Origin of the sequence: Actinomadura sediminis (assembly GCF_042675525.1) — a bacterium.
GTDB classification, from domain to species: domain Bacteria; phylum Actinomycetota; class Actinomycetes; order Streptosporangiales; family Streptosporangiaceae; genus Spirillospora; species Spirillospora sediminis.
On the sequence record NZ_JBHTJA010000152.1, the window covers coordinates 1 to 11,539 of the forward strand.

Consider the following 11,539-nt stretch of genomic DNA (forward strand, 5'->3'; position numbering starts at 1 on the left):
GGGCCCGGTGGGCACCGGCGGGTCGGGGCGTCCGGCGGCGGCGGGCGCCCCGCCGCCGCTGGCGCGCGCCGCGGACGGCCGCCTGCTGGCAGGCGTGGCGCGGGGGCTCGCCGATCACCTCGGCATCGAGGTCCTGTTCGTCCGGATCGCGTTCGTCGTCGTCCTCTTCCCCGGGATCGCCGCGTACATCGCCTTCTGGCTGTTCGTGCCCGGAGCGGCGGCCGCGCGGGCGCGCGCGGAGGACGCACCCCAGACCGTCCCCCCGCGCACCCGGCGCGACTGGGGGCAGCTCTTCGCCTACGGTGCGGTCTCCCTCGGCTTCCTTTCGCTCGCGGCACTGCCGTGGGGCGCCTCCGGGGCGCTCCAGTGGGCGCTGTGGCCGTTCGTGATCGGCGGCGTCGGCGTGGCGCTGCTGTGGCAGCAGGCCGACCGCGCGCAACGCGAACGCTGGGTGCTGCCGCTGCGGCAGCGGTGGCTGCGCAGCCTCCTCGGCCTCGCGCTGGTCGTCGGCGGCATCGGCGGGGTCGTGGCCCAGAACGTCGAGGCGAGCCAGGTCCGCTCGGTCGGCGTCACCATGATCATCATTTTGACCGGGGTGGCGCTGATCGCCACCCCGTGGATCGTCCGGCTCTGGCAGGACCTCGACGCCGAACGGGCGGAACGCGTCCGGTCCCAGGAGCGCGCCGAGCTGGCCGCGCACATCCACGACTCGGTGCTGCACACCCTCACGCTCATCCAGCGCAACGCCCACGACCCCCGCGAGGTGCAGCGCCTCGCCCGCTCCCAGGAGCGCACCCTGCGGACCTGGCTGTACGAGCGGCGCGACGACCCCGACCGCACGTTCGCCGCCGCGATCAAGGAGACGTCCGGGGAGGTCGAGGACGTGCACGGCGTCCCGATCGAGGTCGTCTGCGTGGGCGACACCGCGCTGGACGAGCGCCTCGCCGCGGCCGTCCAGGCGGCGCGGGAGGCGATGGTGAACGCCGCCAAGTATGCCGAGGCCCCCTCGATCTCGGTGTTCGCCGAGGTCGAGGGGAAGGCGATCGCGATCTTCGTGCGGGACCGGGGCCGCGGCTTCGACCTCGACGCGATCCCGGACGACCGGATGGGCGTCCGGGGGTCCATCATCGGACGTATGGAGCGCAACGGCGGCCGGGCGACCGTCCGCACCGCGCCGGGCGAGGGCACCGAAGTGCGTTTGGAGATCGAGAAGCTGTGAGCGAGCCGCGCAAGAGGGTCGTGCTGGTCGACGACCACCAGATGTTCCGGACCGGCGTGAAGGCCGAGCTCGGCGACGGCATCGAGATCGTCGGCGAGGCGGGCGACGTCGACGAGGCCGTCGCGGTGATCCGCGCCGCCACGCCCGACGTGGTGCTGCTCGACGTGCACCTGCCGGGCGGCGGCGGCATCGAGGTGCTGCGCCGCCTGCACGGCCACGTCCCGTCCAGGTTCCTCGCCCTGTCGGTGTCGGACGCCGCCGAGGACGTCATCGGCGTCGTGCGCGGCGGCGCCCGCGGCTACGTCACCAAGACGATCTCGGGTCCCGAGCTGACCGACGCGATCGGCCGGGTCGCCGAGGGGGACGCGGTGTTCTCCCCCCGGCTCGCCGGCTTCGTCCTCGACGCGTTCGCCGCCACGGACGCCCCCGCCGTCGACCCCGAGCTCGACCAGATCACCCAGCGGGAACGGGACGTCCTCCGGCTGATCGCCCGCGGCTACGCCTACAAGGAGATCGCCAAGGAGCTGTACATCTCCGTCAAGACGGTCGAGACGCACGTCAGCAGCGTCCTGCGGAAGCTGCAACTGTCCAACCGCCACGAACTCTCCCGCTGGGCCGCCGCCCGCCGCCTCGTCTGACCGCATCGGCCGGCGCGGCGGCCCCGGCGGCGGTCGGGCGGCGCGGTCAGGCGGTGTCGACCACCTGGAACGGTTCGGCGAGGCGGCCTTCGGGGAGGCCGCCGGCGGCGGCCGAGGCCGACAGCCAGCCGTGCAGCATCGCCCGCAGGTCCTCCTCCGGCATGTGCGCGGTCTGGCTGGCGTGCGCGCGCAGGGCGCTCACCTTCCGCTCGAACCGGTCGGTGATGTCGACGTAGTGGTTCGCGGACGGGCCGCCGGTCAGCCACACCTCCCGCGCCGTCCACGCCTCCAGGCCCTCGGTCAGCAGCTCCGGGAACGCGTACGGGTTGCGGGCGTCGGGGTAGACGGCGTCCAGGGCCGCCGCGCCGACCGCCCGGTGGTCCGGGTGGCTCGGGTAGATCCGCTCGTAGTTCCGCTCCGGGCTCGGCATCAGCACCCGGTCCGGGCGCACCTGCCGGATCACCCGCGCGATGTCGCGGCGCAGGTCGAGCGTCGCCTCGACGCGCCCGTCCGGGTAGCCGAGGAACCGGACGTCGGTCACGCCGACGACCTTCGCCGCCGCGCGCTGCTCGTTGCGCCGCAGCGCCGCCATCTCCGGCCGCGTCAGCCCGTCGTCGAACCCGCCCGCGTCCCCGTCGGTCACCATCAGGTAGACGACCTCGATGCCCGCGTCCGTCCACCCCGCGACCGACCCGGCGGCGCCGAAGTCGACATCGTCCGGGTGCGCCATCACGGCGAGGATCCGCTGCAGCCCGCTGTCTTCCAGTACGCCCGTCACGCCGTCAACCATAAGCGCCGCCGGGGACGCCGACACGTTCCGCGGCGCGATCACGATTGGGTCTGGGACAGATCGCCGGACGCGGGTAGTGCTGTGAGCATGCGCAAACTCATCAACGCCCCCGGGGACGTGGTGTCCGACGCGCTCCGCGGGCTCGCCGCGGCGCACCCGTCGCTGCGGGTCGACCCGTCGGGCGGGACGGTCGTGCGGGCGGACGCGCCCCGCACCGGCAAGGTCGCGCTGGTGTCGGGCGGGGGGTCGGGGCACGAGCCGCTGCACGCCGGGTTCGTCGGGCCGGGGATGCTCGACGCCGCCGCGCCGGGGGAGGTCTTCACCTCGCCGGTCCCGGACCAGATCATCGCGGCGACCATGGCGGTGGACGGCGGCGCCGGGGTGCTGCACGTCGTGAAGAACTACAGCGGCGACGTGATGAACTTCCGGATGGCCGCCGAACTCGCCGAGGACGAGGACATCGAGGTCGTCCAGGTGGTGGTGGACGACGACGTCGCCGTCGAGGACAGCACGTTCACGGCGGGCCGGCGCGGCACGGGCGCCACCCTGTTCGTCGAGAAGATCGCGGGGGCGCTCGCCGAGGAGGGCGCCGGCCTCGCGGCGGTCGCGTCCGCCGCCCGGGAGGTGAACGAGCGCAGCCGCTCGTTCGGCGTCGCGCTGTCGCCGTGCACGGTACCGGCGGCCGGGCGGCCGACGTTCGAGCTGGCGGACGGCGAGATGGAGCTCGGCATCGGCATCCACGGCGAACCCGGGCGGGAACGGACCCGCGCGGGCACCGCCGCGGAGATCGTCGACGCGGCGCTGTCGGCGATCGACGCGGACGTGCCGCTCGCGGGCCACGACCTGCTCGTCCTCGTCAACGGGATGGGCGGCACGCCGCTGATCGAGCAGTACGTCGCGTACGCGGCGGTCGCCGACTGGCTCGCCGGGCACGGCGCGACGGCCGTCCGGTGCCTCGTCGGCGACTACGTCACCAGCCTGGAGATGGCCGGAGTCATGATCAGCGTGTGCCGGCTGACGCCGGACCTGACCCGGCTGTGGGACGCGCCCGTCGAGACGCCCGCGCTGCGGTGGGGCCGATGATCGGGCTGACCGGGTCCGCCGCGGACCGCTGGATCCGCCGCGCCGCCGAGCTCGTGTCCGCCGACGCCGAACGGCTCACCGCCCTCGACGCCGCGATCGGCGACGGCGACCACGGCCACAACCTCGACCGCGGCTTCGCCGCCGCCGTCGCGGCGCTGCCCGCGGACGCCCCCGCGGGCAAGGTGCTGATCGCGGCCGGGCGCGCCATCGTGTCGAGGACCGGCGGCGCGTCCGGGCCGCTGTACGGGACCATGCTGCGCCGCGCCGGCCGGTACCTCGACGATCTCGACGACCCCGACGTCGCCGACTTCGGCGCCGCGCTGCGCGCCGCGCTCGACGGCGTCCGCGAGCTGGGGCAGGCCGCCGAGGGCGACAAGACGATGGTGGACGCGCTCGCCCCGGCCGTCGAAGCCTACGAGGAGGCCCTCGCGGGCGGTGCGCCGCTGCCCGGCTGCGCGCGGGCCGCCGCCGACGCCGCCGAGGCCGGGGCGGACGCCACCGTCCCCATGCAGGCCCGCAAGGGGCGGGCCAGCTACCTGGGGGAACGCAGCGTCGGGCATCTGGACCCGGGCGCCGCGTCCACCGCGCTCGTCCTGCGGGCGCTCGCCGAGACCCTGGAGGGCTGATGGTCGGGATCGTGATCGTCGCGCACAGCCGGACGCTCGCCGAGGGCGTCGCCGAGGTCGCGCGGGCGATGGGCGTCGGCGAGGCCGTCGTGGAGGCCGCGGGCGGCGACCCCGACGGCGGCCTCGGCACGAGCATCGTCGCCGTCGAGCGGGCCGTCGAGCGCGCGTCCGGGGACGACGGGGTGCTGCTGCTCGCCGACATCGGCAGCTCCGTGCTCACCGCCGAGATGGTCGTCGAGGACGCCCGCGAGGGCACGGTGCTGCTCGCGGACGCGCCGCTCGTCGAGGGCGCGGTCGCGGCGGCGTCGATGGCGGCGGCGGGCGCCGATCTCGCCGCCGTCCGCGCCGCCGCCGAGGCCGCCTGGGAACACCGCAAACGGTCCTGACGCCGCCCGCCGGCCCGGGCCCGGGCCCCGCCGGTCCGGGCCCGGGCCCCGGTGAACGCGCCGAACCCGGGCCCGCGGCGCCGTAGACTCGCACATGATGTCGAAGACCGAAGCCCACCCATTGCTCGACGGCCTCAACGAGCAGCAGCGCGCCGCCGTCGTCCACGCCGGCGGACCCCTGCTGATCGTCGCGGGCGCCGGGTCGGGGAAGACGCGCGTGCTGACCCACCGCATCGCCCACCTGCTCGGCGAGCGGGACGTGCACCCCGGCCAGATCCTCGCGATCACGTTCACCAACAAGGCCGCGGCCGAGATGAAGGAGCGCGTCGACGCCCTCGTCGGGCCGCGCTCGCGCGCCATGTGGGTGATGACGTTCCACTCCGCGTGCGTGCGGATCCTGCGCCGCGAGGCCAAGCGGCTGGGTTTCCCGACGAGCTTCTCGATCTACGACCAGGCGGACGCGCAGCGCCTCATGGCGCTCGTCTGCCGGGAGCTCGACCTCGACCCGAAGCGGTACCCGCCGAAGTCGTTCAGCGCCCAGGTGTCGAACCTCAAGAACGAGCTGATCGACTACGAGACCTGCAAGGCGCGGGCGTCCAGCCACATGGAGCAGAAGCTCGCCGAGGCGTACGAGATGTACCAGGCGCGGCTGCAGCAGGCCGGCGCGATGGACTTCGACGACCTGATCATGATGACGGTCAACCTGCTGCAGGTGTTCCCGGAGGCCGCCGAGCACTACCGGCGCCGGTTCCGGCACGTGCTCGTGGACGAGTACCAGGACACGAACCACGCGCAGTACGAGCTCGTCCGGGAGCTGACCCGGCCGGTCGAGGGCGTGGGCCCGGCGGAGCTGTGCGTGGTCGGCGACGCCGACCAGTCGATCTACGCGTTCCGCGGGGCGACGATCCGCAACATCCTGGAGTTCGAGCGCGACTACCCGGACGCCACGACGATCCTGCTGGAGCAGAACTACCGCTCCACGCAGACGATCCTGTCGGCCGCGAACGCCGTCATCGAGCGCAACGCCGACCGCAAGCCGAAGCGGCTCTGGTCCGACCAGGGCGAGGGCGCGAAGATCACCGGGTACGTGGCCGACAACGAGCACGACGAGGCCGCGTTCGTCGCCCACGAGGTCGACAAGCTCACCGACGCGGGCGACGCGAAGCCCGGCGACGTCGCGGTGTTCTACCGGACGAACGCGCAGTCCCGCGTGTTCGAGGAAGTGTTCATCCGCACCGGCCTGCCGTACAAGGTCGTCGGCGGCGTCCGCTTCTACGAGCGCAAGGAGATCCGCGACCTGCTCGCGTACCTGCGCGTCCTCGCCAACCCCGAGGACACCGTGTCGCTGCGCCGCATCCTGAACGTCCCGAAGCGCGGCATCGGCGACCGGGCGGAGGCGTGCGTCGAGGCGTACGCGTCCCGGGAGCGGATCTCGTTCTGGCAGGCGCTGCGCGGCCCCGAGGACGTCCCGGGCATGGCGACCCGCTCGATCAACGCCGTCCGCGAGTTCGTCCTGCTGCTGGACGAGCTGCGCGCGGCGGCCGAGTCGGTGTCGCCCGCCGAGCTGATCGGGCTCGTCCTCGACCGGAGCGGCTACCTCGCGGAGCTGCAGGCGTCGAAGGACCCGCAGGACGAGACGCGCGTCGAGAACCTGCAGGAGCTCGAGGCGGTCGCCCGCGAGTTCGAGGAGCGGCTCGACGGGGAGTCCCCCGAGGGGCGGCTGCCGGAGTTCCTCGAGCAGGTCGCGCTGGTCGCGGACGCCGACTCGATCCCGGGCGGCGCGAAGGGCGCGCCCGTCCCGCCCGGCGAGCAGCCCGCGGAGACGGACCAGGGCGTCGTCACGCTGATGACCCTGCACACCGCGAAGGGGCTGGAGTTCCCCGTCGTCTTCCTCACCGGCATGGAGGACGGCGTGTTCCCGCACCTGCGCGCCATGAGCAACCCGAAGGAGCTGGAGGAGGAGCGGCGCCTCGCCTACGTCGGCATCACCCGCGCCCGGCAGCGGCTGTACCTGTCGCGGGCGACGATGCGCAGCTCGTGGGGCGCGCCGCAGGTGAACCCGCCGTCGCGGTTCCTGGGCGAGGTGCCGAAGCCGCTGATCGAGTGGGAGCGGGAGGCGTCGTCCGCGTCGGGGTCCGCGGCGACCCGGATGGCGGCGCGTCCGGGCGTCCGGTCGCCGGGGGCGCGCGCGGTGCCGTCCCTGTCGCCGGGCGACAAGGTCACGCACGACTCGTTCGGCCTCGGCACGGTCGTGTCGGTGGACGGCGCGGGCGACAAGGCCGCGGCGAGCGTCGACTTCGGCGGCGAGTACGGCGTCAAGCGCCTCGTCCTGCGGTACGCGCCCGTCGAGAAGCTCTAGCCGGCGGCGCGAGCGTACCGGGCCGACAGCACGCGCAGCCGGTCGGCGGGCTCCGGCGCGGGGGCCGGGACGCGCACCCCGCGCCCGGTACCGCCGGGCCGCGGTCGTCAGGGCGCGGTCGTCAGGGCGCGGGAGAGCCGGTCGATCACCTCGGTGCATATGCGGAAGGAACCTTGCCGCATTGCCTTCTACCGTCTGCGGCATGACGAACGACGACATCCGTCCCTTCCGCATCCGGATCCCCGACGCCGACCTCGACGACCTGCGCGCCCGCGTGGCCGCCACGCGCTGGCCCGCCGCCCGCCCGGCGACGGACGGCTGGAGCCGCGGCGCCCCCCTCGACGCCCTCACGCCGCTCGCCGAGTACTGGGCGGGCGGGTTCGACTGGCGGGCGCAGGAAGCGGCGCTCAACGAGATCCCGCAGTTCACGACGGAGATCGACGGGCGGCGGATCCACTTCTGGCACGTCCGCTCCCCGGAGCCGGACGCGCTGCCGCTGCTCCTCACGCACGGGTGGCCGAGCTCGCCGGTCGAGTTCGCCCGGGTGGTCGGCCCGCTGGCCGACCCCCGCGCCCACGGCGGCGACCCGGCCGACGCCTTCCACGTCGTCGTCCCGTCCCTGCCCGGGTACGGGTTCTCCACGCTCGGCGACGCCGGCTTCGACCTGTTCGGCGTCGCGCTCGCCTGGGCGGAGCTGATGCGTCGCCTCGGATACGCGCACTACGCCGCGCACGGCACCGACGTCGGCGCCGGGGTCGCCGGGATGCTGCCCGCGGTCGCGCCCGGCCGGGTCGCCGGCGTGCACCTCACCGGCACCGCCGCCGCCCCCGCGTTCGCACCCGCCCTCGATCCCGCGGAATTCGCGGGGGCCGACCGGGACCGCGCCGAGCGCTTCAACGCGTTCCTCGCCGACGGCACCGCCTACCTGGCCCTGCAGTCCACCCGTCCGCAGACGCTGGCGTACGCGCTGAACGACTCGCCGGTCGGGCAGCTCGCCTGGATCGCGGAGAAGTTCCACGAGTGGACCGACCCGGCGTTCGCGCTTCCCGACGAGGCCGTCGACCGCGACCATCTGCTCACCGGCGTGAGCCTCTACTGGTTCACCGGGTCGGGCGCGTCCACGGCGCACGCGGTGCACGACGGGATGCGCGCGTGGCGGGAGCACGCGGCGCGGCAGGACGGGGCGGGGCCGGACGGGGCGGGGCCGGACGCCGGCGGGACGGAGCCGCAGGACCCGCCGACCGGTGTCGCCGTCTTCGCCGCCGACACCACCATCCGGAGCCTCATGGACCCGGACGGCCGCATCGTCCACTGGTCGGAGTACGAGCGGGGCGGGCACTTCCCCGCGATGGAGGTGCCGGACCTGCTCGTCGGCGACGTCCGCGCGTTCCGCCGGACTCTGGCACGCCCCGGGCGCTGACGTTCCGGCCGGCTCCCGCGAACCCGGCGAGCCGCCCGTCCGGAACGAGGCTCAAGATCACGATTGTCCGGCGGGTCGGTTACGGTGCCCCACGTACGTCCGTGCACAAGTGGGAGGCACCATGTTCGCTCACCGGCTCGCCGACGGCGCCGAGCTGCGTCCGCTGGAGCCCTGGCAGGCCGCCGAGTTCGCCGCGCACGTCGACCGCGTCCGCGACGACATCGTGCGGTACGTGCCGTTCGGGCGGACGGTCGTGGACGAGGAGAGCGCCCGCGCCTTCCTGCAGCGGTACGCCGACCGGCAGGCCGCCGACGAGGGCCGCTTCTACGGCATCTGGGTGGACGGCGTCCTGATGGGCGGCACGCTGTTCCGGGTCTTCGACGCCGACCGGGGCGTCTGCGAGCTCGGGGTGTGGCTCGACCGGGCGGCGCGGGGCCGCGGCCTGGTCACCATCGCCTGCCGGGCGATGCTCGACTGGGCGTTCGGTGTCCGCGGCATGGCCCGCGTCGAGTGGCTGTGCGACCCCGCCAACGACGCCAGCATCGCCGTCGCCAAGCGTCTCGGCATGACCCTGGAGGGCGTCCAGCGGAAGGCGTACATCGCCGACGGCGAGTCTCGTGACCTGCATGTCTGGGCGATCCTGGACGAGGAGTGGGCGGCGGCCGGCGAGCGCTGAGCCGCGCCGGACGCGTCCGGCCCGGGGACCTCGCCGGTCCGGCCGCCGGGTAAGGTCAGGTGTTTCTTTTGCTTTGACTCCTTACCCCCGGGGGCCGCGGTGGACGCTGAGCAGGTCGTGTTGCTGTTGACGGCGGCGCTCGCGGCGGGATGGGTGGACGCGGTGGTGGGCGGGGGCGGGCTGATCCAGCTTCCCGCGCTCCTCGTGGCCATGCCCGGGCAGCCCGTGGCGGCGGCGCTCGCGACGAACAAGCTCGGGTCGATCGCGGGGACGACGTCCGCCGCCGTCGCCTACCTGCGGAAGGCGAAACCGGACACCGGGGTGGCCGTCCCGGCGGCGGGGCTCGCGGTCGCGTGCGCGGCGGGCGGGGCGCTGTGCGCCGCGGCGATCTCCTCGGACGTCCTCAAGCCGGTGATCATGATCGTGCTGCTGGCCGTCGCGGCGATCGTGGTGCTGAAGCCCGACCTCGGCCGGACGCCGCGGCTCGTCCTGCGCACCCGGCGGCGGGTGGCGGCGGCCGTCCTGATCCCCGGCGTGCTCATCGCGTTCTACGACGGGCTCGTCGGCCCCGGCACCGGGACGTTCCTGGTCATCGCGTTCACCGGCCTGCTCGGCATGGACTTCGTGAACGCCTCGGCCACCTCGAAGATCATCAACGCGGGGACGAACCTGGGGGCGCTCGCGGTGTTCGCCGTCCAGGGGCACGTCCTGTGGGCGGTCGGGCTGGCGATGGCCGCCTGCAACGCCGTCGGGGCCCAGCTCGGCGCCCGGACGGCGATCAACCGCGGCGCCGGGTTCGTCCGGGCCGTCCTGCTGTGCGTGGTCGCGGCGCTCGTCGCGAAGCTCGCGTGGGAGCAGTTCGGCTGATCGGCCCGGTCGATCACTCCGGCACCGGCGGGATCGGCAGCGGGTCCTCCAGCGCCGCCAGCGACAGGACGACCATGGACGCCGTCCAGCCGAGGGGCGCGACGGCCGCCTGGTGCCCGTCCGGCCCGACCTTCTCCGGCAGGACGCCGAGGGACGTGCGGTGCCGCCGCAGCCAGTCGAGGCGGTCCAGGGCGGTCCGGGTGCGGCCGGACGCGGCGGCGGCGAGGCCGAACAGGGCGACCTCGGGCGTCCACGCGATCTCCTTGTTGCCCGGCCACTCCTCGCCCGGCAGGACGCCCCCGTTCGGGAGGACCTGCTCGTCGAACGCGTGCGCGATCGCGGCGGTCACCCCGGCGTCGCGGGGCGCGAACGGCGGTGCGATGAACGTCACGGACGTGTCCATCCGGCCGCCCTTCACCGGCGAGCGCGGGTACCCGAGCGGCGCGAACTGGTGGGCGAGCGCGTCCGACAGCCGGTCGGCGGCGGCGCCCCACCGCGCCGCCTCGGCGCTGCCCCGCTCGGCGAGCGCGGCGGCGGAGCGCAGCCCGGCCAGGACGGGCCCGACGACGCCGAGGGTGGGCCGGCGGGGGTCCTCCTCGGTGCGGGGGTCGCGTTCCCAGTAGTCGGACGAGGCGGGCGGCAGGCCCTCGGCGTCCAGCGACAGCGCGAGGTGGTCGGCGGCGCGCCGCACCATCGTCCACAGCTCGCCGGGCAGGGACGCTGGGCCGTCCCCGGCCTCGTCGGAGGTCGTGGCCTCCGCGAACCACGTCGCCCACAGCATCCAGCCGAGCGCGTCGAGCTGCCGGTCGCGGCCGTCGGTGACCGGGCGCCCGTCCACGTGGTAGCGGGCCGCCCAGGTGCCGTCGGGGTCCTGGACCCGGGCCATGAACGCGAGGACGGACCGTGCCTCGGCGGAGTGCCCGGACACGGCGAACGCGGCGGCGGCGAACGCGGAGTCGCGCGGCCAGCTGTACCGCCAGATCCCGTACCAGGACGCCTGCGACGCGCCGTTCGGCCGGGTGAGCAGCCGCAGGTCCAGCAGCGCGCGCGCCGACATCGCCTCGTACCGCTCGCCGAGGCCCCCGGTGGGGACGGTGCCGGACGCCAGCCAGGCCCGGTCGGCCCGCACGGCGGCCCGCACGCGCGGGTCGTCCGCCGGGACGGTGATCGCGGTGTCCCCGCCCGGCGGGACCAGCCGCATCCGCCCGTCCCGGAGCCGGACGACCGAGCTGCCCGGCAGGTAGGAGGCGCCGGAGGACTCGTGCGGGGGCAGCGGGACGCCGTGGTGCGACGGGCCCCCGCCGCCGACGAGGCCGGGGCTCGACCACTCGGGGACGGCCGGCGGCACGGCGGCGGCGCCGCTGGTCGCGACGAGGCCGGCGGCGGTCACGGCGATCGCCAGCCGGCGCAGCCGCCGGGCGCAGCGCGCCGCTCCCGGCCCCCGCGGAGGCCGGGCCGTCCGGACGCCGTCGCGG

At 75.1% G+C, this 11,539-nt stretch carries 11 protein-coding genes; 9 read left to right on the forward strand and 2 right to left on the reverse strand.

What is annotated here, in order from left to right; all coding sequences use genetic code 11:
• The first annotated feature begins 7 nt into the window (after positions 1 to 7).
• Positions 8 to 1,219, forward strand: coding sequence for an ATP-binding protein (locus ACFQ11_RS35020; protein ID WP_378306756.1), 1,212 nt, complete (start codon positions 8 to 10; stop codon positions 1,217 to 1,219).
• Positions 1,216 to 1,857 carry a response regulator gene (locus tag ACFQ11_RS35025; RefSeq protein WP_378306738.1) on the forward strand — a complete coding sequence of 214 codons (642 nt, stop codon included), beginning with the start codon at positions 1,216 to 1,218 and terminating at the stop codon, positions 1,855 to 1,857. Before ACFQ11_RS35020 ends, ACFQ11_RS35025 begins: the two co-directional genes overlap by 4 nt.
• 46 nt (positions 1,858 to 1,903) lie before the next feature.
• Here ACFQ11_RS35025 and ACFQ11_RS35030 read toward each other — a convergent pair whose 3' ends face one another.
• Positions 1,904 to 2,587 (reverse strand): PIG-L deacetylase family protein, encoded by a 684-nt coding sequence (locus tag ACFQ11_RS35030; RefSeq protein WP_378306758.1) that lies wholly within the window; start codon positions 2,585 to 2,587, stop codon positions 1,904 to 1,906.
• A gap of 147 nt (positions 2,588 to 2,734) precedes the next feature.
• Here ACFQ11_RS35030 and dhaK point away from each other — a divergent pair, with 147 nt between their 5' ends.
• The 7 genes from dhaK to ACFQ11_RS35065 all read left to right on the forward strand — a co-directional run bounded on the left by dhaK (position 2,735) and on the right by ACFQ11_RS35065 (position 10,064).
• The gene (dhaK, locus tag ACFQ11_RS35035) at positions 2,735 to 3,730 is read left to right on the forward strand and encodes a dihydroxyacetone kinase subunit DhaK (RefSeq protein WP_378306740.1); all 996 of its coding nucleotides are present in this window, start codon (positions 2,735 to 2,737) and stop codon (positions 3,728 to 3,730) included.
• Entirely contained in the window at positions 3,727 to 4,356 is a 630-nt protein-coding gene (gene dhaL, locus ACFQ11_RS35040) for a dihydroxyacetone kinase subunit DhaL (RefSeq protein WP_378306742.1), read from the forward strand. The genes dhaK and dhaL overlap by 4 nt, the downstream gene beginning before the upstream one ends.
• On the forward strand, positions 4,356 to 4,742 hold the full coding sequence (gene dhaM, locus ACFQ11_RS35045; protein WP_378306744.1) for a dihydroxyacetone kinase phosphoryl donor subunit DhaM: 387 nt from the start codon (positions 4,356 to 4,358) through the stop codon (positions 4,740 to 4,742). Before dhaL ends, dhaM begins: the two co-directional genes overlap by 1 nt.
• 97 nt (positions 4,743 to 4,839) lie before the next feature.
• Positions 4,840 to 7,101, forward strand: coding sequence for a DNA helicase PcrA (gene pcrA / locus ACFQ11_RS35050; protein WP_378306746.1), 2,262 nt, complete (start codon positions 4,840 to 4,842; stop codon positions 7,099 to 7,101).
• Between the two features lie 202 nt (positions 7,102 to 7,303).
• Complete coding sequence (locus ACFQ11_RS35055; RefSeq protein WP_378306748.1) at positions 7,304 to 8,521, forward strand: epoxide hydrolase family protein; 1,218 nt, start codon at positions 7,304 to 7,306, stop codon at positions 8,519 to 8,521.
• A 121-nt stretch (positions 8,522 to 8,642) separates the two neighbouring features.
• A complete protein-coding gene (locus ACFQ11_RS35060; protein ID WP_378306750.1) occupies positions 8,643 to 9,197 on the forward strand; it encodes a GNAT family N-acetyltransferase in 555 nt (184 codons plus the stop codon).
• Positions 9,198 to 9,296: 99 nt separating this feature from the next.
• On the forward strand, positions 9,297 to 10,064 hold the full coding sequence (locus tag ACFQ11_RS35065) for a TSUP family transporter (protein ID WP_378306752.1): 768 nt from the start codon (positions 9,297 to 9,299) through the stop codon (positions 10,062 to 10,064).
• 13 nt (positions 10,065 to 10,077) lie between these two features.
• Here the strand turns inward: ACFQ11_RS35065 and ACFQ11_RS35070 are convergent.
• Positions 10,078 to 11,539: glycoside hydrolase family 15 protein (locus ACFQ11_RS35070; RefSeq protein ID WP_378306754.1), on the reverse strand; the 1,462-nt coding region annotated here is incomplete at its 5' end.

What these genes read in the sequence shown, in the direction of transcription:
- ACFQ11_RS35060 (WP_378306750.1), top strand. Translation starts at nt 8,643, where the DNA reads ATGTTCGCTCACCGGCTCGCCGACGGCGCCGAGCTGCGTCCGCTGGAG.
- dhaK (WP_378306740.1), top strand. Translation starts at nt 2,735, where the DNA reads ATGCGCAAACTCATCAACGCCCCCGGGGACGTGGTGTCCGACGCGCTC.
- ACFQ11_RS35030 (WP_378306758.1), bottom strand. Translation starts at nt 2,587, where the DNA reads ATGGCGCACCCGGACGATGTCGACTTCGGCGCCGCCGGGTCGGTCGCG.
- dhaL (WP_378306742.1), top strand. Translation starts at nt 3,727, where the DNA reads ATGATCGGGCTGACCGGGTCCGCCGCGGACCGCTGGATCCGCCGCGCC.
- pcrA (WP_378306746.1), top strand. Translation starts at nt 4,840, where the DNA reads ATGTCGAAGACCGAAGCCCACCCATTGCTCGACGGCCTCAACGAGCAG.
- dhaM (WP_378306744.1), top strand. Translation starts at nt 4,356, where the DNA reads ATGGTCGGGATCGTGATCGTCGCGCACAGCCGGACGCTCGCCGAGGGC.
- ACFQ11_RS35055 (WP_378306748.1), top strand. Translation starts at nt 7,304, where the DNA reads ATGACGAACGACGACATCCGTCCCTTCCGCATCCGGATCCCCGACGCC.